This is a genomic window from Kangiella sediminilitoris, assembly GCF_001708405.1.
Taxonomy (GTDB): Bacteria; Pseudomonadota; Gammaproteobacteria; order Enterobacterales; family Kangiellaceae; genus Kangiella; species Kangiella sediminilitoris.
This window is the reverse complement of record NZ_CP012418.1, coordinates 2,064,043-2,090,101: the sequence shown is the minus strand read 5'-3', so window position 1 is coordinate 2,090,101 and position 26,059 is coordinate 2,064,043. Positions and strand designations below refer to the sequence as shown.

Genomic DNA, 26,059 nt, shown 5'->3' with positions numbered 1-26,059 from the left:
CCAAATCTAGGTGGGGTATCAATGACATCACGGGCGCTGAGTATCTATCTTTGGGCTATACAACGTAAGATACTCAAAAAAGGATCTTAAAACTGCAAACATGGATGGTAATCATTATCATTTAGATTTATAATCCTGCCTGTAATCAATTTATAAAGTTAGGAACTATTGATGAAAACTCCATTTCTTTTAAATACCGTTGCTGCTGCCACGGTTTTAGGACTTACTGCAACATCAGCGTTAGCTGAGGAGCAAGCAAGTGATGATATCGAAACTATCACTATCATTGGCAATAGCTCAAACACGCTTAAAGTGGCGGGCTCTGCTCACGTTGTGACCGAAGAAGATTTAGAAGAATTCAAATATAGTGATGTGAATCGCGCCATGCGACAGGTACCAGGTGTGTATATTCAGCTAGAAGATGGTCTGGGTTTGAGACCAAATATTGGGCTACGGGGTACAGGTACTAGCAGAACGGGACGGGTCAGTCTTATGGAAGATGGTGTACTTATCGCTCCTGCTCCCTACGCAGCTTCCTCTGCATATTACTTCCCTACTTTTGATCGAATTACAGGTATAGAGGTTCTTAAAGGCCCTGCAAGTATTCAGTATGGTCCTTTTACTGTAGGTGGTGCAGTAAACTTGATCTCTAGACAAATTCCAATAGAAGGGCAGGGACAGCTGAAACTTGAAAAAGGTCAGCATGAGGAGCTTCACGGCTATTTTTATTATGGAGACAGCTTCGAGAACTTCGGCTATTTAGTTGAGCTTAATGATCATCAAACCGATGGCTTTAAGGTTATTGACCGCATTGGCCAGGATACTGGCTTCGAAAAGCGCGATCAGGTTGTAAAGTTACGTTTTAACACTGACTCAGACGCTAGCGTATATCAGCAACTAGATATAAAACTACAAAATTCGTCAGAAGTGTCCGATCAGTCCTACGTTGGTTTAACAGATGCTGACTTTGGAGTTGACCCTTATCGAATGTACGGTATTTCTGCCGGTGACCAATTTCAGGGCAAACATGAGCAATTGGTAGTGAGTTATTATGCGGACCTAACGGAAAGCTTAGATCTGCATGTTACTGCCTACGATAACGATTTCGCTCGAAACTGGTATAAAACTGGAAAATTTTATATCGAAGATAGCGCCACCCCGGGGACTTATAACAGCGTTAGCTGGTCATCAGTTATTGGTGAAATAAACACTAATCCTGGCAGTGCTCTGGCTAACTATTACCAGTCTATTTTAGATGGTGCTGACAGTGGGAGTGACTTAATTGACAAAGTTGATGGTAATCGCTCTTACATGAATCGAGGTGTACAGGCTCGGCTGGATTGGAACTTTACTACTGGTGGAGCGGAGCATGACCTCAAGTTGGGACTGCGTGCTCATGAAGATGATGCAGATCGTTTCCAGCGTCGAAGCTACTTTACTCAGGAGAATGGTCAGTTGGTTCTGTCAGAAGCCGGAATTTGGGGAGATGCCGGTAACCGCATCGACTCAGCTGAAGCGAACTCCTACTATTTGATTGATACTGTTTCATGGGGAGACTGGATATTCACTCCTGGTGTCCGCTATGAAGACGTTGAACTTAAACGTGAAGACTGGAGTTCCGCTCCTGATCGAGAGGCACAGCCTAGTGTCCGTACTAATACTGTATCAGAGGTGTTACCAGGTTTTGGAGCGCTATGGTCAATCAATGACACGACCAGCGTATTATTTGGTGTTAACAAAGGTTTTGCTCCTCCAGGAAGTAGTGCTGATGATCAGCCTGAAGAAAGCTGGAATTATGAGATGGGTCTACGCTTTAGTGGCTCTCAGTACAACAGTGAGTTGATAGCTTTCTTTAGTGACTATGACAATTTGCTAGGCGAGTGTACCCTGGCTAACAGTGGTTGTGACATTAATAATGAAGGCGATAAATTTAATGGTGGGGAAGCTGAGGTTAAAGGTGTTGAGTTGCTGGTAAGCGGTGAGTTTGCAGAGAACTGGCCAGCACGATTCAGTTATACGTTTACTGAAACTGAATTTGGAAGTTCTTTTGATAGTAACGTCTGGGGCACTGTAGAAACAGGTCAGCCAATTCCTTATATCCCCGAAAATCAGGCGCAGTTAATGCTTGGTTACGATAATCAGACATGGAGTCTTTTGGCGAGTATCAACTATATGGACGAGTTATGTACTAAACCGGCCTGTGGGCAGTTTCAGAAAACGGAAGAGCGTACGCTTGTCGATTTAGCAGCGGAGTATCAGGTAAATGATGCTGTTACGTTCTTTGCTACTATAGAAAACGTGACTGATGAGGATACCATAGTAGCTCGTGAGCCATACGGTGCTCGTCCTGATAAGCCAAGAACAGCAAAAGTGGGTTTGAAGTTAAACTTCTAAACAGCGAAAGCTGATGTTGAGCCCGCCTTGAGCGGGCTTTTTTATAGGGGGCTTGTCTGAAATTCGACCCGAAATAAGGTAAAATTATCAATGAATCTGTAATTTGAGAGTAAGCAATGAAACAAGTTGATTGGTTTGAGCAATATCTGATTGTTTTCGAGACTATTGAGAAGAGGTTGATAGAACTTGACCTTTGGTCGAGTCAGCATCCCGGACAGGACGCATTGGAAAGCGATATGCCTTTTTGTGTTGATACCCTAAGGCTTGAGCAGTGGTTACAATTTGTTTTTTTGCCTCGTATGCGAAATATTGTCGAACGTGAAGAGTTGCCACCGGGACCGGCTCAGATTGCACCAATAGCAGAAGAAGCATTTAAAGAAACAGAGGATGCAGAGAGACTTATCCGAGCAATCCAAAAGTTTGATGAGGTGTCTCATTTAAGTCACTTACATTAGCAGAAATGAATAAAAAGCAGTTAAGACATTATACTGAAAAGTTACATCAGCTCGAAACGGAGTTGATGGACTATTTAGGTCTAACTTCAGAAGCGGGTCAGGCTGTTGAACTCGATCAAGCACGGCAGGGACGTGTGTCTCGTGGAGACGCAATGCAGCAGCAGGCTATGGTAAATGCCTCTCATGTTCGAGATCAGAAGCATCTGCTAGCAGTGCGTAATGCGCTAAAAAGAGTCGCGTCTGGCGACTATGGTTTTTGCCTTGAGTGTGGGGAAACCATAGCTCCTGAGCGCTTAGATATCGCACCGGATACGGAGCTTTGTCTGGACTGTCGGGCTTTACAGGAAAAGAGAGAAGGGCTTCTCGGGTAGGAGACTCTATCTAAAGAATTCCTCTGCCCGCATATTGTTTTCCGTTTGATGCTCAGACTGCTGTAAAGGGCTCTCCCAGCTAAAGCGCTTCATATCTACCTTTCCATTAATCACTCTAATTCCTTCTTTTTGTAATAACGTCTGCTGTAAGGCGTAGTGATCACTATCAGGATGGAATGCTATTTTTCCATCAGCACCGATAACTCTCTGCCAGGGTAGAGATTTACGATCAGGAGCTGAGCCTAAGGCTTTACTAACATGCCTGGCATGGCGAGGGAATCCTGCGAGCTTGGCTATAGCACCATAACTGGTTACCTTCCCTTTGGGGATTTTTTTAACCCAATAGTAGACCTGTTGGCGGAAGTGATCCATTCTTGATGTCATAGATTTCTCACTATAAAAAATAAAGAGAGTGTATGAATATCAGTTTTGCCTGATTTTCATACAAGGAGTATATTCTAATGTAGTGTAAGGATAAATAACGAGGGGTTAGCGATGCAAGATCTTCTTGAGAGAGTGCTTGGTGAGCAAAATAAGGACGTTATTAAACATATTGGAGCGGAATATAACCTGGAACAAGATGAGTCCGATAAGGTATTCAGATATTTTTTGCCACTACTTATCCATGGTCTTAGACACAACTGCCAGCTTCAGGACGAGTTTGAAGCGGTTATGAGGGCATTGCTGGATGACGGGAATGAACAGTATATAGAAAGGCCGGCGGAAATTACTGAGGAAAAGGCTATTGATAATGGTAATTCTATTTTGGGCCATATCATCAAGACCAAGGATAAGAGCAGAGAAGTGGCGAGATATGTTACGAATAAAACAGGTTTTGATCTGGGAGTAATGAAACAAATGTTGCCTGTAACTGCTAATCTATTAATGGGAACATTGAGCAAGGATATCCAGGAGCATGATGATAAAAGACGTTTCTTACGTAATGTGCTGGATTTGGATAATGATAATGTAGCTCTGGATGATGCCTCCGGAATGATTGTAAAAATTTTCTAGCCCATCAAAAAAGCCCTGCATTATGCAGGGCTTTTTAAATTAAATCATACGCTTCAGTACATCGGTGTCTTTACCCTTGTCCATAAATCTATGCTTTAAAGCACCAAGGATATGCAACAGAATTAGCCCCAGCAGCGAATAAGCAAGAATCTCGTGAACTTCCCCTAGTTGTTCAAACATATCCATATCATCTGGGATTAAATCCGGCATGGTGAAAACACCGAACCACTCTAGAGGGAAGATTCCCAGGTAGTCCATCATTATAATTCCAGATAAGGGAATCGAGAACATTAGAAGGTATAGTAAAAAATGAGTAAGCTTGGAAAGAACTTTTTCCCACCAGGACATTTGTGGTGGAAGCTCGGGAATGGGACTGGAAAGTCTCACCAAAAGACGAATAAGAATTAGCGGCAATAGTGTAATGCCAAAGGATTTGTGTAGGCTGTAAAGCTCTTCTTTTAGTGGTTCTTCATCGGGCAATCCATGCATATACCAGCCTGAGGCAATCATTCCTAGGATTAAAATACCGATAAGCCAGTGCAGCAAGCGCATGGTTAAAGGGTATTTTGTGGTTGCAGGGGCTACCGACATACTAGTCTCCAAATGTTTTAATTATCAATTGTTTGACTAAAGAATGGCAGATTATTTTGAGGAAGGCAAGGCGACACTTGTCCCTTGCCCTTTTTTTGAGACGTGGTGTTTTAAGTTTATATATTGAGTTACTTAATTTGTTAAAGCTAAGGGGGTACCCATTACTGTGGTGGCATTAGCTTTCATCTGTTTTTCCCACTTGACCGTGTTTTCCGGGAATAATAGAACGACCGTAGAGCCTAGTTTGAATCGACCCATCTCGTCACCTTTTTCAAGACGAATATCCTTACCCTGATAATCCCAGACCTTAACATCGTCGCGAGTAGGTGGAGTTATGGTGCCTTCCCATACGGTTTCAATACTGCCAACGATGGTTGCACCAACCAGCACCATAGCAACTGAGCCGATTTCGGTATCAAACATTGCGACGACGCGTTCGTTACGAGCAAACAGATTGGGAACATTGCGGGCGGTAAGAGGGTTAACGCTGAATAACTTGCCTGGGACATGGATCATTTTAGTCAGCTTACCGCTGATCGGCATATGTACACGATGATAATCTTTTGGGGATAAATAAATCGTCGCAAAGTCACCATTTTCAAATGGTCTGGCTAACTCAGCATCGCCGCCGAGCAACGTTTTCGCACTGAAACGATGACCTTTTGCCTGGAAAATATAGCCTTCTTCAATTTTTCCGCGTTGACTGATTTTACCATCAGCAGGGTTGACCAAAACCTTATCGCCTTCAGCAATAGGTCTTAATTCCGGCTTCAGGCTACGAGTAAAAAAGTCATTGAAGGTTTCGTAGTCTTCTGGATTTTCGCGTTCAGCCAGGCTCATGTCGATGCCGTACTTTTTAATAAACCATTTGGCAAAAGCATTTTTAAGAGTTGGATTTTTACTTTCCGCTACTTTCCCCATAAGGATAGAAATCCCGTGCTGTGGGATTAAGTATTGAAGTAAGACTTTGAGTTTATCGGCCATGGTGATCTTTGATTTAAACTTAATTATTTGAATTGTAACCTAAATATTGGAGTATAACTATTCTCAATATTCCAGGTTGTACTTTCTTTACTTGCATAAACTCCTGAAGAAAATTTATGATTAGATGATAGCATAAATTGCCGTTATTCTAAGGAGACTTATTGAATGGATCTTAACGCCACTGTTGTTATTAATTTTGTGTTTTTATGGGTAGTGGTTGCCACTTTGGTCGCGTACTTTTTGGCAAAGAAGAGAGTTAAAAGCCTAGTGCCTACTGTTGTAGCTAATTTCTTTTTAGGGTTTATCCCCCCATAAGCTTAATTTCATTATTCTTATTGGCAAATAAAAAAGAGTTAGAGAGTTAAGTCAGGCAGCGTGGTTGTAACACCTTTGTTAACTAAACTGCTGATCATAATGCTGGATCAGGTGATGATAATTTTTCATGCGTGACTCAGCAATTTCCCCTTTTTCAGCGGCAGCAAGAACGGCACAGCCGGGTTCTTTTATATGTTTACAGTTGCGGAACTTGCAGTTTTCGGCGAGTTTATAAATCTCAACGAAGCCCTGCTGGATATCACTGTCTTCAAGGTGCCACAGACCGAACTCTCTCACTCCCGGTGAGTCGACCAGGAAGGTTTCTTCGTCAAGTTTATACAAACGGGAAGCTGTGGTGGTATGGGTACCAAGCCCTGAGGTTTCTGAGATATCTGCCGTGGAAACTTCTAAGCCAGGGAACAGGTATTTGATGAGCGTTGACTTTCCGACACCGGATTGACCTGCTAATAATAACTGTTTGCCACGCAGGTCTTCGACCAGCTGATCGACTTGGTCACCATGTTTGGCGCTGATGAAATAGATCGGGTAACCAATCTCTTTGTATGTCTGCAGTCTATTTTCAATTTCAGACTTTTCCTGTTCATCCAGTAAATCCCACTTATTAAATATAAGCCAGACCGGAATACCGCTTGATTCGGCTGCAACTAGATAGCGGTCCAGTAGCATTTCGGAAAAGCCAAGCTCGGGTGCCAGCAACAGTGCAATCAGATCGATATTGGCAGCAACCGGTTTTATACCATGGTGTGGCGTGGGACGTTTTAGTAGTGACTTACGTTCTTCCAGTTCGACTAAAACGCCTGTTTTCAATTTATCCTGACGTTTGAATTTGGCTCTATCACCGACTACCGGAACTTCGTTCGAGCGCCGCAAAAAGCAGCGAATGGTTTCGAAATTCTGGTCAGCAATATCGACTTGCTGACCAAATCGGCTTATGACAATACCTTCTTCCGCAGGACCCAGGTCCTGCATTTCGGGCACTTCAGAATTAAGCTCCTGAGAAGTCTGCTGGTTATCACCAGAAAGGTTACTTTGACGTTTCTTTCTAGTCGGAGCTTTTCTTTTATGTTTTTTGCCCAAGGTCTGGCCCTTTGTTAAGTCTTAATCAGTCTTGAAAGTTTGGTCCGAAATTACCGTTATCTTCCAGTGTATCAATGTGTGCTGCACAAATCAGGTCATTCAGGCATAAACTGTTACCCGCATCGTGCGTGGTATAGCGAACAAGACAATGTCCGTAGCTGACTTCCAGATCAGGGTGGTGAGCCTGCTTATTTGCTATCCAGGCCACGGCATTAACAAATGCCATCGTATGGTAATAGTTTTTGAATTTGAATTTACGAGATACTTCGCCCTTATCAGCATCGTAGTTCCACTCAGGCAGCTGCTCTTTAAGCAACGAGTCGCGGGTTTCATCCTCGAGTGGCTTTTTTGAGTCGTCGTTATGTACACATTGCTGTGATGCTAACTGTTCCATAAATACTCCAAAATTTTTTGCTTTGATCTGCATGTGTTTAAAATTGTGTCTATAATAACCGAAACGAATTGTTTTTTTTAGCAAAACTCAACAAAGAGGAGTGCTTTGTGACGCAACAAGCGGACAATTTAATTTGGGTTGATCTTGAAATGACGGGGTTGGATCCAGAAATAGATAAGGTCATTGAGATAGCCACCATCGTCACCGATAAGGATCTCAATATTTTAGCAGAAGGCCCCGTGTTAGCTATTCATCAGGATGATGACACACTAAACAATATGAATGAGTGGTGTGTAGAGCAACATGGTAAGTCAGGCCTTACACAGCGTGTGAAAGACAGCGACATTGACGAGCAGGAAGCGAGTAGACTCACCATCGAGTTTTTAAAGCAGTGGGTTCCTGAAGGGAAATCTCCCATGTGTGGTAATACTATCTGTCAGGACCGACGGTTTATGGTCAAGCACATGCCACAGCTGGAAGCCTACTTTCATTATCGACATATCGACGTCAGCACCATAAAAGAATTAGCTCGTCGCTGGAAGCCAAAAATACTTCCTGGTTTCACCAAGAGTGCCACTCACCTTGCCCTTGACGATATTCGTGAGTCGATAGCTGAATGTGCCTATTACCGAGAACATTTTATTGATTTAAATGAAGAGTAAAACATGACTGCACAGCCGCTATTTTTTGTTGACAGTATAAAAGCTATAGAAACTGCTTTTGTTAAGCAAAAGCAGATTGATCTCTATGAGCTTATGCTGCGCGCAGGCTCAGGTGCTTTTGCTCAGATTCAAAAACAGGTGGGAGAAGCACGTCAGTGGTTGATTGCTACCGGTGCGGGAAATAATGCTGGTGACGGTCTGGTGGTAGCTCGGCTGGCTTTAGAAGCAGGCTTTGATGTGACTCTATTGGCATTGAAACCCTATGAGAAGCTCTCCGGCGACCCTGCACAGGCCTGGCAGGCGCTACAGTCTGCGGTAAATACAAAAGCTGAGCACCAGCGGTTTGAAGTATTGGAGTGGGATAGCTTTAATCAACGTAATGATCAATACGAGGTTGTCATCGATGCTTTATTGGGTACGGGTGTCAATGGTGAGCTATATGAGCCCTATCGAAAAGCAATTGAGGCAATAAATGCTATTCGTGCGATTAAGGTTTCTCTGGATATCCCCACGGGGGTTTATGCGGACTCAGGTTGCGTAGCAGAGTATGATGGTAAACCTACCGTGTTTCAGGCTGATATAACGATTAGTTTTGTTGCATTGAAAGCTGGACAGGTAATGAACTCTGCACTGCAGTATCAGGGAAGATTGATATTAGAAAATCTGGGCGTGCAGGAGCCACTATCGTATGCCGAAAGACCAGCGGCATGGAGGCCGAAACTGACTGAACTAAAACATTTGCTGCCACAGCGCTCTGCGGTTGGTTCAAAGTTTGATGCCGGACATGTACTGGTTATTGGTGGTGGCAAAAATCTCGGTGGTGCTGCTATCTTGAGCGCCAACAGTGCAATCAGTACTGGGGCCGGGCTTGTTTCCTGTTGGCTGGATAGCGACAATCAGTCAGCTGCTTTAGCTTACTGCCCAGAGGTGATGTGGTATGGCTTGAGTGAATCGGAAAATATTGAGTCTAGGTTTGAGCAGCAGCTTGGGCGCTTTCAGGCTGTAGCAATAGGTCCTGGACTCGGACGTGATGCAATAGCACGAAGCCGATTCGAACAGGCTATGATAGCGCTTAAAGACTCTGAGACTCCAGTGGTGATTGATGCAGACGGGCTTTATTGGTTGTCCAAGGGTTCTTATACCTTACCTAAAAACTGTATTATCACACCCCACGCAGGAGAAGCAGTTAGATTATTAAATGCAAAGGAGCAGGATGTGTTAGCTTCTGGCCGCATTGAGCCACAGTTAAGCGTCGATACAGCTTACGTAGAGCAAAATAGAATCAAAGTGGCGGAAAACCTTGCTCGAAAGTACGGAGCAACTTGTGTGCTTAAGGGCGCGGCAACTATTGTCAGTAATGGAACCGAGTCATATGTCACTGCGGGTGCCGATGCTGCCTTTTTGACTGCAGGCCTGGGCGATGTGTTAACTGGTTTGATTTGTAGCCTATTGGCTCAGGGTGTTAACCCCCTGGAGACAGCGATGTTGGCATCTGAGCTTCACTTTGCAGCAGGAAAAAGCGCTGCAGCTGGACGTCATCGTGGAATGCTGGCATCAGAGGTTATTAGTGCATTGAATCGTTTAATTAACCAGTTGGAACAAGAGTAAATGATAAAACTGTTTGATGAGCAAAATAATGAGGGGGGGCGATTGACCTTTGCTCTCGCTGGAGAAAAAGACACGGTGGCTCTAGGGCGGGAGTTAGCAAAGGACTTTTCAGCGCCACTGGTCGTATATTTATATGGTGAGCTGGGAGCTGGTAAAACGACCTTGGTTCGGGGCATATTGCAGGGTTTTGGCCATGAGGGTGCTGTTAAAAGCCCGACCTATACCTTGGTTGAGCCTTATGACTTGGATCGGATGAAAGTATTTCATTTTGACTTATATCGTTTAGCTGATCCCGAAGAGTTGGAATATATCGGCATTCGGGAGTATCAGGACCAAGACTCTATACTGATTTTTGAGTGGCCTGATAAAGGTGCTGGGATGATCCCAGAAGCGGATCTGGTTATAAAAATGAATTATGACGGTGAGTCGAGAGTTGCTGAATTAACTCTGAAGCAAGAAGGTAATGGTTTTTTTAATATTCAAAAAATCCGTCAAAGACTAGCCAACAGGCTTTAATTTATGCAAAAATCGTTAGGGAGCCTAGCAGTAGCGTAACAATGATAACAAAACAACTGACTAAATTATTACTGGCTTCAACCTTGTTGCTTGGTTTTGCCGCTCAGGCAGCGGTAATTAAGAGCATGAGGTTTTGGCAATCTCCAGAGTCAACGCGAGTGGTTTTCGACCTGACCTCGCCTGTTGAGCATGAACTGTCTGTCCTTAAAAATCCTGATCGAATTGTTGTCGATATCCCTGATTCCAGAGTTACGGTTGATCTAAGCCAGCTCGAAATAAAAAGTGATCTTGTGAAGCGTGTTCGGCAAAGTAAGCCGCCTAAAGAAGGCGTGTTGAGGCTTGTCCTGGATTTAACCAAAAGCGCTGAACCTAATAGTTTTTCTCTGAAGCCATATCAGGAATATAGTGATCGCCTGGTGATCGATCTGGTTGATAAAAAGCGCAAAGTGATAAAACCACCTGTTGTGGATGGGAGTAGCAATCGGGATATTATAGTTGCAATTGATGCCGGACACGGTGGAGAGGATCCCGGAGCTCGTGGACCTACCGGTCAGAAAGAAAAGCATATTACCTTAGAGTTAGCTAAAGAGCTGGCACGCCAAATTAACTCGGTCAATGGCTTGAAAGCCGTATTAACCCGAGAAACTGATTTCTATTTATCTTTGAGAAAAAGGACAGCTATTGCGCGACAGCATCGAGCTGATCTTTTTGTATCCATCCATGCAGATAGTTTCAAAAACAGCCGTGCCCGAGGTGCTTCAGTTTGGATTCTATCCACCCGGGGCGCTCGTTCTGAACTGGCTCGCTGGTTAAGAAAGCAGGAAACCGAGTCAGAGCTACTGGGCGGGGTGGACACTAATTTAGATCTTTCTGTGTATGAAAAACCTGTTGCTCAGGTCATTTTGGATTTGCAGATGGAGCACTCAATTCAAGCAAGTTTAACCTTGGGTGAAAAAGTGCACAATGAAATGGCCCGAGTAGCACCCAAAATGCATAAAAAGCATGTTGAAGAAGCAGGTTTTGTGGTTTTGAAAAATCCGGATATTCCATCTATTCTGGTTGAGTCCGGGTTCATTTCTAACCCACAGGAAGAGCGTCTATTAAAAACATCTGATTACCGCCGCAAGCTGGCATCTGCCGTGAAGGAAGGCGTGATTGATTACTTTAAGAGTCATGCACCAGATGGAACAAAGTTTGCGAATTTATATCGTAAGAACGTCTATCATGTTAAACGTGGCGACAGCCTGATAAAGGTCGCTCGTAGATTTAACACCAGCGTCAGTAAATTAAAACAAGCCAATAAATTGACTTCCAATATGGTACGAATTGGCCAAAAACTGGTTATTCCAAGCAGCTAAATTTCATGCAAATTAAAAAGCTTTCTCCCTTATTAGCGAACCAGATCGCTGCTGGGGAAGTCGTTGAAAGACCGTCTTCTGTTGTGAAAGAACTCTTGGAGAACTCAATTGATGCCGGAGCAAAGCGTATCCAAATTGATGTGGATCGTGGTGGTGCCAGGCTTATTCGGGTCACCGATGACGGCAACGGTATCGAGCGCTCTCAACTGGAATTGGCTCTGGAAAGGCACGCTACCAGTAAAATTGAGGAAACTAAGGATTTAAAAGCTATCTACACCCTGGGTTTCCGTGGCGAGGCACTTGCCAGTATTAGCTCGGTAGCGAAGCTGACCCTAAGCTCTAAATCAACTGCCTCAGATGAGGGTGATAGTGGTTGGTCCGCAATTGCACAGGGACAGGATACGGCTGTTGACATTCAGCCAAGATCCATGCCCAACGGCACCATTGTCGAAGTCAGGGATTTATTCTTTAATACTCCTGCACGACAAAAATTCCTGCGTGCTGAACGCACCGAATATGTGCATATTGAGGAAACCATTAAGCGTGTCGCCCTGGCCTCGCCTGAAGTGGCATTTACCTTAAAACATAATGGAAAAGTGACTAAGCGGATCCCTGCTGCTCACTCCAAAGAACAACAGCAACAGCGTGTTGGAACCATAGTAAGTAATAACTTTCTGTCTGGATCAATATTCCTGGATAGTGATATCGAAGATCTGAGGTTGTGGGGGTGGATCTCTAGTCCTGAGCGCCATCAAAACTCCAACTTAAGTCAGTATGTATTTGTTAACGGGCGTGCCGTTCGTGACCGAACCCTAAACCACGCCATCCGGCAGGCATATGAAGACTTGCTGCCAACTGGGCGTGTCCCTGCGTATGTCCTGTATCTGGAACTCGACCCTGAGCTGGTTGATGTTAATGTTCACCCAACCAAACATGAAGTTCGTTTTTCTGATGCCCGTAGAGTCCATGACTTTATTACAAAAACTGTCAGTGAACATCTGCAATCACAGGAAGAAATTTATGATGCCAGCGAGTTACGCCAGGTAGAGGAGCTGAAAGGGCGCTATCAACCAAAAGAGAATTATTCGCAGGATGAGTATTATCATCCAAGATTGGCCGCTGGGGTTATGCAGGACTCCAGAAATCTATCTACAAAAGCCCTGAATCAAGCCCAAAAGGGCGAACGGCATTACCAATCATTTGCTAAAAAGCCCTCTGCTAAGGCAGGTGACTATCTGGTGGTAGGGCAGCGGTACCTAATCCAGTCGGCTGGTTCAGATATGTTGTTATTGGATATCAAAAATTTCATGCTCGAACACATGAAGCAATTATTGAGCAGTGAGTGGAAGCAGGGCGAAGTTAAACAGCGGCCGTTGCTTATACCCGAACGTCTATCTTTGCCTTCAGAACAGATGTCAGAAAGTATGATCGAAATGCTGGATAATCTAGGCTTCGATGTGAATCAGACAGGACCATACTCTGCTGCGCTGCGAAGAGTCCCTTCTGCAGTTCAGCAGGTAGCAACAGGTGACTGGCTTCAGCAAATCATTTCAGACGCTCATACTAACCAATGCGGGCTTACTGAACTGCAACGCAATTTATTAAGCCAAATAGAAGAGTATTGGCAGCCCGCGGGTTCTGAAAATTGGATTGAGCTTATTGAGCCACATGCTTGGCAGGACTCTGAGTATTGTTTCTTGCTTGATGTTGATGATATTAGTCGCTGGCTGATGTCGCAGGAAGGCAATAAGAAGGTTGGATGGAGTAAGACCTTAGATGAGTAATAAACCCAAAGCCATATTTCTGATGGGGCCAACGGCTTCGGGTAAGACCGATTTAGCCATGCGACTAGTTAAAGAACATCGGTGCGAGATTATCAGCGTCGACTCTGCGATGATTTACAAGGGGATGGATATTGGGTCTGCTAAACCTTCTGCTGACGAGTTGGCTCAGGCACCACACCGTTTGATTGATATATGCGATCCATCTGAATCCTATTCAGCGGCTCAGTTTCGTGAAGATGCGCTAACTGAGATGGCAGATATTACAGCACATGGAAATACACCTCTCCTTGTTGGTGGCACCATGCTTTATTACAAGGCATTGCTTGAGGGAATGAGTAACTTGCCAGACTCTAAACCAGAGGTTAGAAATCAATTACAGAATCGCCTGGAGCAGGGCGGTCTGGCTCATCTGCATGAGGAGTTAAAACAGGTTGACCCCGAGTCGGCACAAAGAATCCATGAAAATGACCCGCAGCGAACGCTACGAGCACTCGAGGTGTATTACATCACTGGCAAACCATTAAGCCAGCTACATCGGGAGCAAGAGCCAGAAGAATTTCCTTATGAGGTGACACAAATAGCATTGGCCCCCGAGGATAGACAGTTTTTGCATCATCGCATTCATAAGCGCTTTGAACTCATGATGGAGCAGGGCTTTTTGCAGGAGGTCGAATCGCTATATCAGAGAGGTGACTTGCATGCAGATTTACCTTCTATCAGATCGGTGGGGTACCGGCAATTATGGCAGTACCTTGAGGGTGAACTGGGTCTAGAGGAAGCTGTTGAAAGAGGTATCATCGCTACCAGGCAATTAGCAAAGCGTCAGTTTACCTGGCTACGAAGCTGGCCTAACCTGCACTGGATTAACTCTCAAAGGACATCATCTGAGATTTATCAGGACGTGATACACTTAATAAAACTGAATTGAGCAGGATCTATCTTATTGATATATCTCGATCTGCTTGATTAAATCATGTACACTTCAAAGTGGAATGAGTTCCGATTAAGATTTGTAGAAGTAGTAAAAGAATATTAGCTTTCGTCGTCAATGTTTTAATAATAAAAACTGATGCGGAAATGATAAATTTTATAAATAACAGGAGAGAACAATGTCAAAAGGGCAATCACTACAAGACCCTTTCTTGAACGCACTTCGTCGTGAGAAAGTTCCCGTTTCAATATATTTAGTAAATGGCATAAAACTTCAGGGGCAAATTGAATCGTTTGATCAGTTTGTAATCCTGCTGAAAAATACCGTAAGCCAGATGGTTTATAAGCATGCGATATCGACCGTTGTGCCGATTCGGAATGTCAGAGGCCATTACCAGAATAACGGTGAGAACGGTGGACAGAATGACAGCCAGGGCGGTCAAGGTGGCATGGGTGGTCCAGGAATGGGCGGTCCTATGTCTAGCGGCAGCGGAGGCGGTTACAGCGGCGGCCCAATGGGTGGTCTGTAACATCCAACGACATCACCAGTAAGAGTTTTTAGCTACTCGCTGGCTAATTCCGGCGGGTAGCATTACACTATTCTATTCTAAGCAGTATCCTATTCTGAGGTTATTGATTGTTTGACCGACACAGTGGTGGCGAGTCCGCCATTCTAGTACACATTGATTTTGATCAAGAGGCTAACCAGGAAGATTTACAGGAGTTTGTAGAGCTCGTGCGCTCCGCTGGCCTGAAGGTGATGGATATCATCACAGCTAAGCGGCATACGCCCGATCCCAAGTTCTTTATTGGTAAAGGCAAAATTGATGAAATCCTTAGCGCTAAACAAGCGACGGATGCCAATGTCGTTATTTTTAACCATAACCTATCTCCTGCTCAGGAACGAAATATTGAGCAGGTAGTTAAATGTCGTGTGATTGACCGGATTGGCTTAATTCTGGATATTTTTGCTCAGCGGGCTTTCACCTTTGAAGGTAAGTTACAGGTTGAGCTGGCGCAGCTTAGACACCTATCAACTCGGCTCGTACGGGGCTGGACTCACCTTGAAAGGCAAAAAGGTGGTATTGGTATGCGTGGTCCGGGTGAGACGCAGCTAGAAACGGATAGACGTTTAGTACGTGACCGCATTAAATACATTGAAAAACGTCTTGATAAAGTGGGCAGACAGCGAGAGCAGGGTCGACGTTCGCGCAAAAGAGCAAATATTAAGACGGTATCAATCGTTGGTTACACGAATGCGGGAAAATCCACACTGTTTAATAGATTGACAGAAGCTGAAGTACTGGCTGAGGATAAGCTTTTTGCAACACTGGATCCAACCTTGAGGCGAGTATCTCTTCCTCAGGGAAGTGATGTTATTTTAGCGGATACCGTTGGTTTTATACGTCATCTGCCCCATGAGCTTGTTGCTGCTTTCAGAGCGACGCTCGAAGAGTCAGTAGAGGCCGACGTTCTTCTTCATGTTATTGATGCTGCCAGTGAACGCAGAGACGAGAATATCGAGCAGGTAATGGAAGTACTTTCAGATATTGGTGCCGATAAAATACGTACGCTGGAAGTATATAACAAAATTGATATGATCGAAGGGGCTAAGCCCCGAATAGATAGGGACAGCGAGGGGTTACCGATAAGAGTATGGACCTCGGCGGTAGAAGATCAAGGTATTGACCTGTTGTTGCAGGCACTTGAAGAACTGGCAGAGGAGAAGCAGTTTCAGGCCAGGTTGCAACTACCACCACAGGAAGGTCGGTTGCGAGGGTTGCTGTACGAGCTGCAGGCTGTTGAAAACGAAGATAGTGGCGACAATGGTGACATGATTCTGGATGTTCGATTAGATGAATCCGACTGGATCCGTCTGGGGCGACAGCTAGGAAAAGATTTAAGCCAGTTTGTGTTGAGTTCATGATACTATAAGTGTCCTGAAACCAAGAGACTGGTTGGATTTGGGCTAAATGCCCATACTTTATTTAAGCTTGTGAATTCATAGATAAACATTGGAGAAGTCTATATGGCCTGGAATGAACCGGGTAATAACAATCAAGACCCATGGGGCAAGAAACGTCCTAATCAAAACAACGATGATCTGGAAGACCTGATCAAAAAAGTCGGTGATAAAATAGGCGGCATTTTTGGTGGTGGCAAAAATTCTGATGGCGGAGGAAAGAACTTCCTTGTTATTGGCATTGTAATATTCGCAATATTCTACATCGTTAAAGGTTTTTATACGGTCAAAGAAGCTGAGCGTGGTGTCATCCTTCATTTCGGTGAATATTCAAGAACGGTTAACCCCGGTCTTGGTTGGCTTCCTTTTGGTATCCAGAAAATCAAGAAAGTTAATATTGATAAAATCCGTGAAGAGAGAATCAGTGCAATCATGCTGACTAAAGATATCAATATTATCGAAGTTGATATTGGTATTCAGTATCAGGTCAATAAGCCAAAAGATTATTTATTCAATCTGGAAAACCCAAAGACTGCCTTGATTCAGGCCTCTGAGAGTGCCTTGAGACAGGTTGTCGGTAATTCTGATGTTGATCCGATTCTTACCGATGGCAAAGCTAAAATTCAGGCGGAGCTTCAGGCGTTGCTTCCAGAAATCTTAACCTCATACAACAGCGGTTTGTTAGTACGTACTATCACTCTTGAGAGTGCTAAGCCGCCGAAAGAAGTGAATGATGCTTTCGAAGAGGTGAATAGAGCGTCTCAGGATGCAAAAAGACTTGAGCAAGAAGCCGATGCTTACAGAAATAGAGAGCTACCTTTAGCCATTTCTAAAGCGGAAGAAATCAAGCAGTTGGCTAACGGTTACTACTCACAGGTTCTTGGTAAAGCTAAAGGTGAAGTTGCACGTTTTGAACAGTTACTACCTCAATACGAAGCAGCACCTGAAATCACGCGAACTCGTTTGTATATCGATATGATGGAGCAAGTGTTAGCCAATACTTCTAAAGTCGTTATAGACGTTGAAGGTGGCAACAACATGATGTACATCCCGCTTGATAAAATCATGAAAAATACTAAGGGAGTTAACAATGCCAAATAAAAACTTCTTTATAGCAATTATTACGGTCATTATTCTATTGATTCTTTCCGGTTCAATTTTCGTGATTGACGAAGGGGAGAGAGCGCTAAAGTTAAGATTTAGCAAAGTCGCTCGTGATGCTGACAATATGCCAACGGTTTATGCTCCAGGTATACACTTCAAGATTCCATATATTGAGAGTGTCATTAAGCTGGATGCTCGAACTCAAACAATGGATGGACAGCCAGATGTTTTCACCACTGAAAACAAAGAGTTCCTTGATGTTGATACCTACGCACAATGGCGAATTAATGACTTTTCGCAGTTTTATTTGAAAACTGGCGGTGACTTTAATGAAGCTGAAGGCCGTCTGGAGCGATTCATCGATAACGGTTTACGTAACCAGTTTGGTCAACGTACTCTGGAAGAGGCTATTTCCGAGCAGCGAGATGATCTGATGGACGATATCAAAGGTTTCGTTAACCCTAAGGTTAGTGAATATGGTATTGAACTTGTTGATCTGCGCGTGAAGAAGGTTAACTATACTTCCCGAGTGTTGGCTGATGTTTATAACCAGATTATTTCTGAGCGTAAAGCAAAAGCCATAGCGATTCGAAGTGAAGGCCAGCAAAAGGCTAATATCATCAGAGCAGAAACGGATGCGGAAGTGAAGCAGACACTAGCTGAAGCAGATGAGTATGCTAGAACACGTCGTGGTGAAGCTGATGCAGAAGTTGCTGAAATGTACGCCAAAACTTATAACAAAAACCGTGATTTCTATGCCTTCTTGAGAAGTCTCGATGCATATAAAGAGTCATTTAAAGGCAAGGATGATATTTTAGTGATTAAACCGGATAGCGAGTTCTTTAAATACTTTAAAGACGCTAAAGGCGTTAATTAACTAATAGTTCTCGAATAGGGCCAGCTTAGCTGGCCTTTTTTAATTGGGAGTTAAAAATGTCAGAAGAGTGGTTAATCGCAATGGGGTTAGTGCTGGTTCTTGAAGGATTGATACCAACGTTGGCGCCTAAAGCCTGGAAGAAAATAGTCATGGAAATGAGCATGAAGACGGATAGCCAGTTGAGGATAACGGGGCTAGTTCTAATGATGGTAGGTTTGGGCTGGATATTTGTCATCAGTTAATTAAAGTTGACTGTAGTTTTTACCGATAAATGATTGATATTCAAACCCTGATAAAGGTGGCTGAAGAGAATCGCTGAAAAAATGGCCTTTTTTATAAAAAAAGGGGGATTTTCGGTGTTTTTCTCGGTAAAATGCGCGGTTTGGTGTCCATACAGGGCAACGAACGATTCATCTACAAAAGTAGGAAAAGAGTTTAGTAATGGCACAAAGTGTTGTTGTTTTAGGCACCCAGTGGGGTGACGAAGGTAAAGGTAAAATTGTTGATTTGTTGACTGAGCATGCGAGCGCGGTAGTTCGTTATCAAGGTGGTCATAATGCGGGTCATACATTAGTCATTAATGGAGAAAAAACCGTCCTCCACTTAATTCCATCAGGCATCTTAAATGATGATGTGATGTGCTATATCGGCAACGGTGTTGTCCTGGCGCCGGATGCCCTGAAGAAAGAAATGGATATGCTGAAAGAGCGTAGCGTGCCAGTTGAGCAGCGTTTACGTATTAGCCCAGCATGCCCATTAATTCTTCCCTACCACGTAGCGTTAGACAATGCTCGTGAAGCAGCTCGTCAGGAAAAAAAGAAAATTGGCACGACTGGCCGAGGTATCGGTCCAGCCTACGAAGACAAAGTCTCTCGTCGTGGTTTGCGTGTTGAAGATTTATTCGATGATGCGCGTCTGGAAGAAAAGTTGCGGGAAGTGATGGAATTACATAACTTCGCTCTGACCCAATACTATAAAGCGGACGCGGTTGACTTCGATCATACGTTGGCGCTGTGTAAAGAATATGCGAAGTGGTTAAAACCAATGATCGCAGATGTACCAGCAATTTTGGCGGACATGCGTCGTGACGGTCAAAAGCTAATGTTTGAAGGTGCACAGGGTACCTTGTTGGACATTGACCACGGTACTTATCCCTTTGTTACCTCATCCAACACTACAGCTGGTGGTGTAGCGACAGGTGCAGGAGTAGGTCCTCGCCACATCGACTATGTTCTGGGTATTACCAAAGCATATACAACTCGTGTTGGTGGCGGTCCTTTCCCAACAGAATTATTTGACGATACGGGCATGGGACTGGCTAAACGTGGTAATGAATTTGGCGCTACTACAGGGCGTCCTCGTCGCTGCGGTTGGCTGGATGCTGTTGCCTTGAAACGTGCGGTAGACATTAATAGTGTTTCAGGTCTTTGTATGACCAAGCTTGACGTTCTTGATGGGCTAGATACTGTTAAGATTGCTGTTAAGTACCAGTGCCCGGTCAATGGTGAATTGAATAATACGCCATGTGGTGCTGAAGACTATGAAAGGCTCCAGCCTGAATACATCGAGTTACCGGGCTGGAAAGAGTCAACGTTCGGGGCTAAAACTATCGATGACTTACCTGAAGCAGCCTTAAACTTTATCGCTCAAGTTGAAGAAATAGTGGGTGTCCCTGTTGATATTATTTCAACTGGACCTGATCGTGTGGAAACGATCATTAAGCGTCATCCATTTGAAGCTTAATAAAGAGCTACTATAAAAAAAGCGACCCTCGGGTCGCTTTTTTTATGTTGGGTGAAAATGTATAGTACCGGCTTCTTATAAAAACAACAGGTAAAAACTGTGGCAACTTTAGAAGCAATGGAGATGAAAAGTCAGCGTCTAGGTAACTTAGATGTTCTGCGAGGGATTGTGATTCTGGCTATCCTGATTATTAACATTAACTATTTCTCGACCCCCAGCCTAATCCGCTATAACCCATTAGCTTATGGAGATTTTTCAGTACTCGACCAATGGGTGTGGCTGTTTGAGTATGGTTTAGTTAAGCAACGTTTTATGACGTTGTTGGCGTTATTGTATGGTGTTGGCATTATGCTGTTCGTCGGAAAATACCAAAAATTAGGAGTAAGCCCGACCAAGCCCTTCGTCTCTCGTTCTCTTTTTCTACTACTATTTGGTTTGGCTCATGCCTATTTGATTTGGGATGGTGACATATTAGTTGCCTATGCTCTTTGTGGCCTTATTGTCTTCTGGTTACGAAATTTGGGAGCTGTGTGGTTAATAGGCTTTGGCTTGACGTTGAGCTTTGGTGTGGTTGCTCCTGATATATGGAATGCAATTCAGGCCATGGTGAGTCCTCCAGCAACCCCCGATTGGTGGATTCCAGATGCCACAGCAGCACAACAGGCTGCATCACAAAAGTATAATGGTAGCTGGTGGGAATTGACGCCGGGTAGAGTCGCTGCGGCCTGGGATAGGCAGTCTTTAGATTTTATTTATTTTACCCTGTGGCGTTGTAGTGGCTTGATGATGCTTGGTATGGGGCTATGGAAAGTAGGTGCGTTAACATCACCGCAAGTTCTTAAGCACTTTTCACTATGGGGTTTGCTATTAGGACTGGTCATATCGCTTGGTGCGACCTGGTACCTAGTAGATTCAGGCTTTAGCTACTCAGTCTTTGTTGGTATTAATAGTGTCGGCTTTTATATCGGTAGCATAGTGTTAGCTCTAGGCTATTTAGGTTTTGTCATGCTGTGGGGTAAAAGCAGCTTCTTAAAGCCGTTGCAGAACCTATTGGCTAAAGCGGGGCGCATGGCGTTTACCCTGTACATTATGCAAAGCGTAATTTGCGGAATAATATTTTACGGTTACGGCTTCGACTTGTTTGGACAAGTCAGTCGCAGTGAACTGTGGATATATACCGTTGGAATCTGGGGCTTCCAGTTACTGTTTGTCATTGTATGGTTTAACTATTTCAAGCGCGGGCCATTAGAAGGCGTCTGGCGTAAAGGGTATGAGTGGGCAGCAAGATAATTGTGATAAGTTGATGGGTTACGCTTTATAAAGCTAACCCATCCTATCCAGCATAATTCATAATAAATTTTACTATTTTTTCTTTTTATTGTTGGAGTTATAAGCACCTTTTTTCACTTTAGACGTTGTGTCAGGGGCGTCACTTTGATTGTTTTGATGCTTCCTTGGTTGCTTGCTCGTCATTGTTAGTTACCTGAAATTAAAATGGTGATAAAAAGTACTATGTAACCCCAGGCAGAAAAAATCAAATCCTTGTAAGCAATCTCTAGAGAATTAGACTTGATTTCAATATCCAAATTCAGAGCTGCAATTGTGTCGTTATAACATTTGAATAGGTGTTGATAAGAAACTTCGTCATCTTGCTCTAAAAGATAGTCTGTAGTTATTTTGTCGAAGGGTAGGACAGTTACATCACCAATTCTAATTGCACTCAGGCAGTGAAACCAAGAGCTGATTAGTGAGGCTGTTGCAACAAAAAATGATAAGACAGAAATGAACTCCCAAATATTCTCTGGAAACTTTATTACGTTCGGGTTAAAGCTTAGAATAATAGGTATTAGAGCCAAAATTAAAGTTATTGACTTAAGAAACCTTGAACATTTATTTTCAAAATGGTCGAAGCGCTGTAACTCATCATTATAGCGTTCTTTCTGATACTTTATGACTTCCTTGATATCCATTTCAATATAGTAAACTAGTCAGCGCGGCTCATAAATTTCTTTTCTTCGACGTTAATCTTAACTTTTTCGCCAGTCGAAATATATTCAGGAACCTGAATGGTTAAGCCAGTAGCAAATTCGGCGGGTTTGGTTCGTGCGGTTGCTGAAGCGCCTTTTATCGACGGATCAGTTTGTTCTATAACCATTTCGACCGATTGCGGAAGCTCCAACCCTACGACTTTGTCGTCAGCGATAACGACTTTTAGATCTTGAATTTCATCGGTGATAAACAGTAATTCGTCTTCGATATCTTCGCGGTTAAAGGTGTACTGACTGTAGTCTTCGCTGTCCATGAAGATGATGTTGTCGCCTTCGTCATAAGAGTAGGTCGCTGCGCGTTTGGTTAGATCGACCAAAGTAAGCTGGTCATCGCCTTTGAATGTCTGTTCAACTTTTGTGCCTGCTTGAACATCAGTGAAACGCATCTTGTATAAAGTCGCTGCGCCACGAGCACTTGGACTGCTGACTTCAATATTCTTAACCACTAATAATTTACCGTTATGTTCAACGGCCATGTTTCTTTTAATGTCACTAGCTTTTGCCATTGGAATGGTCTCAATTGTTTAGATTGAGCTATTGTATAGTTATGGGGAAATATTGGAAAGTCATAGTAGTTTGAACGTTACTTTTCTTGCGTAGCCAAGAAAAGTAACCAAAAGAAGGCTACCCCCGTCGTCAGATCCTTCGGATTACCCTTGCCATTAAAAATCATTACGAGCCGTCAAACGAAACGTCCTGTTTCGTTTTGACTAAATTAGGCTTCCCTGCCTAATTTGCTCTATCATTTTATAACGGCTTCGGCTGACTCCAAGGGGGAGAAAAAGCGCAGCAAGTCTACAGCGATTTCTTAAAGAACTCGGCTAAATCTTTCTTCAATTTAATTAAGTCATGCTCACGAATATACATCATGTGTCCTGACTCGTAGTAAGACATATGAACATTGTCTTTAAGTTCAGCAGGCAGACCCATATGTGAGAACGTATATTCTGTGGCGAAGAAAGGTGTCGCGAAATCATAGTAGCCATTACCGACATAAACTTGCATATCAGGGTTGCGCAACATGGCATCGGTCAGCTTGTCGCTGATGTCGTTACTCTGGCGGTTGAAGTCCTCATAGTTCCAGCTTTTAACGCCGCCACCTAGAATATGATATGGCAAGTCAGACTTATAATTGAGTTCCTTAGACAGGTACGTCATTAAGGTTTCAGTGTAGGTACCGTGAATCGCCATATAGCTCGGATCACGATAGCCGCGCTTATTCATTGCATCTAGCTCTGGTGTCGTGAAACGGCTGTCTAAACGTCCTACAGTTTCGCCTTCATCACGTTTAATATTATGCAGGAAGTCATTTAGAGTGATTCTTAGATCCTTCTCCAAAACCAGATCAACTGACAAGCCGGTGAAGTCTGCAACTCGCTCCGCGATTGCAAGCTTGCGTCTTGGCTCTAGATCATCCCCTTGTAATAATGCCAGCGCATAATCATTCATGGCGAACTCCTTAGCCTGCTGGATCGAGCCTTGGAGATCATTACTTAAAGGAGCATTGAGCTTTTTATGGTACCAGGCAGCCGCCGTGTAACTAGGTAGCATGGTAATAGGAGCAAGTACGCCGTTCTTATCATTAAAATCATCAAGCCTGAAATCGAGGACGCTCGAAATCAGCATGATGCCATTAAAGTAAACACCATGATTTTGTCCCATATGGTAAGCAATACCCGCAGAGCGAGTCGTACCATAGCTTTCGCCAGCCAGGAATTTAGGCGAACTCCAGCGCTCATTACGTGTCATGTAAAGGCGAATAAACTCAGAGACTGTACGAATGTCTTCCCACACGCCATGGAAATCCTTGTCAGTACCTTTGTCGTGCGCACGACTGTAGCCTGTGCCTACCGGATCAATGAACACAATATCTGTTAGGTCGAGAAGAGAGTATTCGTTATCGATAAGATCAAAAGGTGGCTTTAGAGGAAATCCCTCTTTATCCATGACGACTCGCTTCGGGCCTAAAGCTCCCATGTGCAACCAGACTGATGCTGAGCCTGGCCCACCATTATAGGCAAAAGTTATAGGCCTATTTTCAGGATTGGTCCCTTTCTTGGTATAAGCAGTGAAGAAGATAGAGCCTATAACTTCATTGTTATCGTTATAGACAAAGGAGTTTCCCGTTGTGGCTTTATATTTTATGGTTTTGCCACCGATTTCTACTGAGTGATCAGTGACTACTGTTTTTTCTTCGGGATAAGGGTTGGGTGATGACTCTTGTTTTTCATCGGCTAGAGCCAGGTTGCTCAGAGTTAGGCTGACGGCCAGAAAAATAGAGTAGGCAAGCTGTTTCATGGTTTCTCCCCAATAAAAATGGACGGATTTCACAAGTTTACAAAGATTACCAAGTAATTGAAGGGTGGGCAAAGCTGTTAGATGTAAGAAAACATTACTGGCAAAGACTTCCGGGGAACTTCAACCTAAGTCATCAGTTCGGCTGTTACCACAAAAAAAATTTCTATCAGTGCTTTTTGATAAAAACTCTCTAGTAATCAATATCTTTGCTCAATACCTGAGTTGTTTTTGATAGAGCAGAGTCAGTGCTGGTGTGGATAAAGTGATATTTAGTGTTTACAAGCAAATCAAATCGGTGTAAATTTCTTTGCGTTGACGATAGTTTAACCAATAAACGAAGAAACGAAATGATTTTAGAGACACTAACCATAGTTGCCGATTGCAGCTCAGTACAACAACGACGTCGCAGCCGTATTATGCCGGCTGGGAATTGTTAGTGCCTGACGAAAATCACTAAAGAATTTGAAACCCAGCCATCGGCTGGGTTTTTTTATGAGCGTCTAAAAACTCCCTCCCGATGGCATGACCGAAAGGTATTTGCCATGAAGCACTTTTTAACGACAGAGCATTGGTCACACTCCTCGCTACAGGAGCTGATTGACTTTGCGGTAGAGTTAAAACAAAACAAATTTCAGCCATTACTGAAAGAAAAGTCTGTTGCACTGCTATTTTTTAATCCGTCACTTAGAACAAGAACCAGTTTTGAACTTGGTGTTCATCAGCTGGGTGGTCAAGCTGTAGTTTTGCAACCCGGGAAAGATGCCTGGCCTATCGAGTTTGAGCTAGGGTCCGTGATGGACGGTGATGCAGAAGAGCATATTAAGGAAGTTGCTCAAGTCCTATCAGAGTACTGTGACCTTATTGCGGTGAGAGCATTTCCCAAATTTAAAAACTGGCAGGAAGATCGTCAGGACAAGCTCATCAATGCTCTGGCTGAACACTCCATTGTTCCCGTGATCAACATGGAAACCATTACCCACCCATGCCAGGAGTTAGCTCATATCATGACCTTACAAGAGCAGCTGGGCGATCTGAAAGGAAAGAAATATGTATTGACTTGGACCTATCATCCTAAACCGCTGAATACTGCAGTTGCTAATTCTGCTCTGATGATTGCAACCAAGTTTGGTATGGACGTCACCCTGCTTTGTCCGACGGAAGAGTATGTCCTTGATGAACACTATATGAATCTTGGCCACACCTATAGCTCAGAGCATAGTAATCAGCTAACCGTTTCTCATGATATTGACTCAGCTTATGACAATGCTGATATCGTTTATGCCAAAAGCTGGGGTGCGCTACCTTACTTCGGACAATGGCAACAAGAAAAGGTGATTCGGGATCAGTATAAGCACTTCATTGTAGACGAACAGAAAATGGCAAAAACCAATAACGCCTTATTTAGCCACTGCCTTCCATTAAGACGAAATATCAAAGCAACAGATGCTGTTGTGGACTCAAAAAATTGTGTCGCTATTCAAGAAGCAGGAAACAGGCTTCACGTTCAGAAATCAATCATGAATACATTAATGAATCATTCTTAGGGTGAATA

25 protein-coding genes and 1 pseudogene are annotated in these 26,059 nt (G+C 43.6%); 18 read left to right on the top strand and 8 right to left on the bottom strand.

Features of this window, described 5'->3' with window-relative positions; all coding sequences use genetic code 11:
- The first annotated feature begins 171 nt into the window (after nucleotides 1-171).
- The 3 genes from KS2013_RS09730 (at nucleotide 172) to KS2013_RS09720 (ending at nucleotide 3,220) form a co-directional block, all read left to right on the top strand.
- Nucleotides 172-2,394, top strand: a complete 2,223-nt coding sequence (locus tag KS2013_RS09730; RefSeq protein ID WP_068993182.1) for a TonB-dependent receptor family protein — start codon at nucleotides 172-174, stop codon at nucleotides 2,392-2,394.
- Between the two features lie 116 nt (nucleotides 2,395-2,510).
- Complete coding sequence (locus KS2013_RS09725) at nucleotides 2,511-2,849, top strand: YqcC family protein (protein ID WP_068993179.1); 339 nt, start codon at nucleotides 2,511-2,513, stop codon at nucleotides 2,847-2,849.
- A gap of 5 nt (nucleotides 2,850-2,854) precedes the next feature.
- Nucleotides 2,855-3,220 (top strand): TraR/DksA family transcriptional regulator, encoded by a 366-nt coding sequence (locus KS2013_RS09720; RefSeq protein WP_068993176.1) that lies wholly within the window; start codon nucleotides 2,855-2,857, stop codon nucleotides 3,218-3,220.
- A gap of 6 nt (nucleotides 3,221-3,226) precedes the next feature.
- On the opposite strand, the gene KS2013_RS09715 is transcribed toward KS2013_RS09720, so the two are convergent.
- On the bottom strand, nucleotides 3,227-3,604 hold the full coding sequence (locus KS2013_RS09715; RefSeq protein WP_068993173.1) for an MGMT family protein: 378 nt from the start codon (nucleotides 3,602-3,604) through the stop codon (nucleotides 3,227-3,229).
- A 111-nt stretch (nucleotides 3,605-3,715) separates the two neighbouring features.
- Here KS2013_RS09715 and KS2013_RS09710 point away from each other — a divergent pair, with 111 nt between their 5' ends.
- Nucleotides 3,716-4,234 (top strand): DUF937 domain-containing protein, encoded by a 519-nt coding sequence (locus KS2013_RS09710; protein ID WP_068993170.1) that lies wholly within the window; start codon nucleotides 3,716-3,718, stop codon nucleotides 4,232-4,234.
- Between the two features lie 39 nt (nucleotides 4,235-4,273).
- Here KS2013_RS09710 and KS2013_RS09705 read toward each other — a convergent pair whose 3' ends face one another.
- The 4 genes from KS2013_RS09705 to KS2013_RS09690 form a co-directional block, all read right to left on the bottom strand.
- Nucleotides 4,274-4,825: a cytochrome b gene (locus KS2013_RS09705; RefSeq protein ID WP_068993166.1), complete on the bottom strand. Its 552-nt coding sequence runs from the start codon at nucleotides 4,823-4,825 to the stop codon at nucleotides 4,274-4,276.
- Nucleotides 4,826-4,957: 132 nt separating this feature from the next.
- Nucleotides 4,958-5,809: an archaetidylserine decarboxylase gene (asd, locus tag KS2013_RS09700; protein ID WP_068993163.1), complete on the bottom strand. Its 852-nt coding sequence runs from the start codon at nucleotides 5,807-5,809 to the stop codon at nucleotides 4,958-4,960.
- A gap of 393 nt (nucleotides 5,810-6,202) precedes the next feature.
- Nucleotides 6,203-7,222: a small ribosomal subunit biogenesis GTPase RsgA gene (rsgA, locus tag KS2013_RS09695; RefSeq protein ID WP_068993159.1), complete on the bottom strand. Its 1,020-nt coding sequence runs from the start codon at nucleotides 7,220-7,222 to the stop codon at nucleotides 6,203-6,205.
- A gap of 25 nt (nucleotides 7,223-7,247) precedes the next feature.
- Nucleotides 7,248-7,616: a 4a-hydroxytetrahydrobiopterin dehydratase gene (locus KS2013_RS09690; RefSeq protein WP_068993156.1), complete on the bottom strand. Its 369-nt coding sequence runs from the start codon at nucleotides 7,614-7,616 to the stop codon at nucleotides 7,248-7,250.
- Between the two features lie 107 nt (nucleotides 7,617-7,723).
- On the opposite strand from KS2013_RS09690, the gene orn reads away from it, so the two are divergent.
- The 13 genes and pseudogenes from orn (at nucleotide 7,724) to KS2013_RS09625 (ending at nucleotide 21,451) form a co-directional block, all read left to right on the top strand.
- A complete protein-coding gene (gene orn / locus KS2013_RS09685; protein WP_071890174.1) occupies nucleotides 7,724-8,278 on the top strand; it encodes an oligoribonuclease in 555 nt (184 codons plus the stop codon).
- A 3-nt stretch (nucleotides 8,279-8,281) separates the two neighbouring features.
- Nucleotides 8,282-9,886, top strand: a complete 1,605-nt coding sequence (locus KS2013_RS09680; protein WP_068993153.1) for a bifunctional ADP-dependent NAD(P)H-hydrate dehydratase/NAD(P)H-hydrate epimerase — start codon at nucleotides 8,282-8,284, stop codon at nucleotides 9,884-9,886.
- Nucleotides 9,887-10,402 carry a tRNA (adenosine(37)-N6)-threonylcarbamoyltransferase complex ATPase subunit type 1 TsaE gene (tsaE, locus tag KS2013_RS09675; RefSeq protein WP_068993150.1) on the top strand — a complete coding sequence of 172 codons (516 nt, stop codon included), beginning with the start codon at nucleotides 9,887-9,889 and terminating at the stop codon, nucleotides 10,400-10,402.
- Nucleotides 10,403-10,443: 41 nt separating this feature from the next.
- The gene (locus tag KS2013_RS09670) at nucleotides 10,444-11,760 is read left to right on the top strand and encodes an N-acetylmuramoyl-L-alanine amidase (protein ID WP_068993147.1); all 1,317 of its coding nucleotides are present in this window, start codon (nucleotides 10,444-10,446) and stop codon (nucleotides 11,758-11,760) included.
- Between the two features lie 5 nt (nucleotides 11,761-11,765).
- Nucleotides 11,766-13,544, top strand: coding sequence for a DNA mismatch repair endonuclease MutL (gene mutL, locus KS2013_RS09665; protein ID WP_068993139.1), 1,779 nt, complete (start codon nucleotides 11,766-11,768; stop codon nucleotides 13,542-13,544).
- Nucleotides 13,537-14,472 (top strand): tRNA (adenosine(37)-N6)-dimethylallyltransferase MiaA, encoded by a 936-nt coding sequence (miaA, locus tag KS2013_RS09660; protein WP_068993136.1) that lies wholly within the window; start codon nucleotides 13,537-13,539, stop codon nucleotides 14,470-14,472. The genes mutL and miaA overlap by 8 nt, the downstream gene beginning before the upstream one ends.
- 181 nt (nucleotides 14,473-14,653) lie before the next feature.
- Nucleotides 14,654-14,998 (top strand): annotated as a pseudogene (gene hfq, locus KS2013_RS11855) (RNA chaperone Hfq); the annotation flags it as partial.
- A gap of 113 nt (nucleotides 14,999-15,111) precedes the next feature.
- Nucleotides 15,112-16,401 (top strand): ribosome rescue GTPase HflX, encoded by a 1,290-nt coding sequence (gene hflX / locus KS2013_RS09650; RefSeq protein WP_068993134.1) that lies wholly within the window; start codon nucleotides 15,112-15,114, stop codon nucleotides 16,399-16,401.
- Nucleotides 16,402-16,503: 102 nt separating this feature from the next.
- Nucleotides 16,504-17,538 (top strand): FtsH protease activity modulator HflK, encoded by a 1,035-nt coding sequence (gene hflK, locus KS2013_RS09645; RefSeq protein WP_068993131.1) that lies wholly within the window; start codon nucleotides 16,504-16,506, stop codon nucleotides 17,536-17,538.
- Nucleotides 17,528-18,418 carry a protease modulator HflC gene (hflC, locus tag KS2013_RS09640; RefSeq protein ID WP_068993128.1) on the top strand — a complete coding sequence of 297 codons (891 nt, stop codon included), beginning with the start codon at nucleotides 17,528-17,530 and terminating at the stop codon, nucleotides 18,416-18,418. The genes hflK and hflC overlap by 11 nt, the downstream gene beginning before the upstream one ends.
- Before the next feature lie 56 nt (nucleotides 18,419-18,474).
- On the top strand, nucleotides 18,475-18,660 hold the full coding sequence (locus KS2013_RS09635) for a DUF2065 domain-containing protein (protein WP_068993125.1): 186 nt from the start codon (nucleotides 18,475-18,477) through the stop codon (nucleotides 18,658-18,660).
- A 199-nt stretch (nucleotides 18,661-18,859) separates the two neighbouring features.
- Nucleotides 18,860-20,161 (top strand): adenylosuccinate synthase, encoded by a 1,302-nt coding sequence (locus KS2013_RS09630; protein WP_068993121.1) that lies wholly within the window; start codon nucleotides 18,860-18,862, stop codon nucleotides 20,159-20,161.
- A 99-nt stretch (nucleotides 20,162-20,260) separates the two neighbouring features.
- Entirely contained in the window at nucleotides 20,261-21,451 is a 1,191-nt protein-coding gene (locus KS2013_RS09625) for a DUF418 domain-containing protein (RefSeq protein WP_068993118.1), read from the top strand.
- 185 nt (nucleotides 21,452-21,636) lie between these two features.
- On the opposite strand, the gene KS2013_RS09620 is transcribed toward KS2013_RS09625, so the two are convergent.
- The 3 genes from KS2013_RS09620 to KS2013_RS09610 all read right to left on the bottom strand — a co-directional run bounded on the left by KS2013_RS09620 (nucleotide 21,637) and on the right by KS2013_RS09610 (nucleotide 24,507).
- The gene (locus KS2013_RS09620; protein WP_068993115.1) at nucleotides 21,637-22,131 is read right to left on the bottom strand and encodes a hypothetical protein; all 495 of its coding nucleotides are present in this window, start codon (nucleotides 22,129-22,131) and stop codon (nucleotides 21,637-21,639) included.
- A gap of 14 nt (nucleotides 22,132-22,145) precedes the next feature.
- On the bottom strand, nucleotides 22,146-22,715 hold the full coding sequence (gene efpL, locus KS2013_RS09615; RefSeq protein WP_068993104.1) for an elongation factor P-like protein EfpL: 570 nt from the start codon (nucleotides 22,713-22,715) through the stop codon (nucleotides 22,146-22,148).
- A 289-nt stretch (nucleotides 22,716-23,004) separates the two neighbouring features.
- Nucleotides 23,005-24,507 carry a S10 family peptidase gene (locus KS2013_RS09610; protein WP_068993101.1) on the bottom strand — a complete coding sequence of 501 codons (1,503 nt, stop codon included), beginning with the start codon at nucleotides 24,505-24,507 and terminating at the stop codon, nucleotides 23,005-23,007.
- Between the two features lie 542 nt (nucleotides 24,508-25,049).
- Between KS2013_RS09610 and KS2013_RS09605 the strand changes: the two genes are divergently transcribed.
- The gene (locus KS2013_RS09605) at nucleotides 25,050-26,051 is read left to right on the top strand and encodes an N-acetylornithine carbamoyltransferase (protein WP_068993098.1); all 1,002 of its coding nucleotides are present in this window, start codon (nucleotides 25,050-25,052) and stop codon (nucleotides 26,049-26,051) included.
- Nucleotides 26,052-26,059 lie beyond the last annotated feature (8 nt).

Excerpts from the sequence above, each read along its gene's own strand:
- KS2013_RS09730 (WP_068993182.1), top strand. The coding sequence starts at position 172 with ATGAAAACTCCATTTCTTTTAAATACCGTTGCTGCTGCCACGGTTTTA.
- KS2013_RS09725 (WP_068993179.1), top strand. The coding sequence starts at position 2,511 with ATGAAACAAGTTGATTGGTTTGAGCAATATCTGATTGTTTTCGAGACT.
- KS2013_RS09720 (WP_068993176.1), top strand. The coding sequence starts at position 2,855 with ATGAATAAAAAGCAGTTAAGACATTATACTGAAAAGTTACATCAGCTC.
- KS2013_RS09715 (WP_068993173.1), bottom strand. The coding sequence starts at position 3,604 with ATGACATCAAGAATGGATCACTTCCGCCAACAGGTCTACTATTGGGTT.
- KS2013_RS09710 (WP_068993170.1), top strand. The coding sequence starts at position 3,716 with ATGCAAGATCTTCTTGAGAGAGTGCTTGGTGAGCAAAATAAGGACGTT.
- KS2013_RS09705 (WP_068993166.1), bottom strand. The coding sequence starts at position 4,825 with ATGTCGGTAGCCCCTGCAACCACAAAATACCCTTTAACCATGCGCTTG.
- asd (WP_068993163.1), bottom strand. The coding sequence starts at position 5,809 with ATGGCCGATAAACTCAAAGTCTTACTTCAATACTTAATCCCACAGCAC.
- KS2013_RS09690 (WP_068993156.1), bottom strand. The coding sequence starts at position 7,616 with ATGGAACAGTTAGCATCACAGCAATGTGTACATAACGACGACTCAAAA.
- KS2013_RS09680 (WP_068993153.1), top strand. The coding sequence starts at position 8,282 with ATGACTGCACAGCCGCTATTTTTTGTTGACAGTATAAAAGCTATAGAA.
- tsaE (WP_068993150.1), top strand. The coding sequence starts at position 9,887 with ATGATAAAACTGTTTGATGAGCAAAATAATGAGGGGGGGCGATTGACC.
- KS2013_RS09670 (WP_068993147.1), top strand. The coding sequence starts at position 10,444 with ATGATAACAAAACAACTGACTAAATTATTACTGGCTTCAACCTTGTTG.
- mutL (WP_068993139.1), top strand. The coding sequence starts at position 11,766 with ATGCAAATTAAAAAGCTTTCTCCCTTATTAGCGAACCAGATCGCTGCT.
- miaA (WP_068993136.1), top strand. The coding sequence starts at position 13,537 with ATGAGTAATAAACCCAAAGCCATATTTCTGATGGGGCCAACGGCTTCG.
- hflK (WP_068993131.1), top strand. The coding sequence starts at position 16,504 with ATGGCCTGGAATGAACCGGGTAATAACAATCAAGACCCATGGGGCAAG.
- hflC (WP_068993128.1), top strand. The coding sequence starts at position 17,528 with ATGCCAAATAAAAACTTCTTTATAGCAATTATTACGGTCATTATTCTA.
- KS2013_RS09635 (WP_068993125.1), top strand. The coding sequence starts at position 18,475 with ATGTCAGAAGAGTGGTTAATCGCAATGGGGTTAGTGCTGGTTCTTGAA.
- KS2013_RS09630 (WP_068993121.1), top strand. The coding sequence starts at position 18,860 with ATGGCACAAAGTGTTGTTGTTTTAGGCACCCAGTGGGGTGACGAAGGT.
- KS2013_RS09620 (WP_068993115.1), bottom strand. The coding sequence starts at position 22,131 with ATGGATATCAAGGAAGTCATAAAGTATCAGAAAGAACGCTATAATGAT.
- efpL (WP_068993104.1), bottom strand. The coding sequence starts at position 22,715 with ATGGCAAAAGCTAGTGACATTAAAAGAAACATGGCCGTTGAACATAAC.
- KS2013_RS09610 (WP_068993101.1), bottom strand. The coding sequence starts at position 24,507 with ATGAAACAGCTTGCCTACTCTATTTTTCTGGCCGTCAGCCTAACTCTG.
- KS2013_RS09605 (WP_068993098.1), top strand. The coding sequence starts at position 25,050 with ATGAAGCACTTTTTAACGACAGAGCATTGGTCACACTCCTCGCTACAG.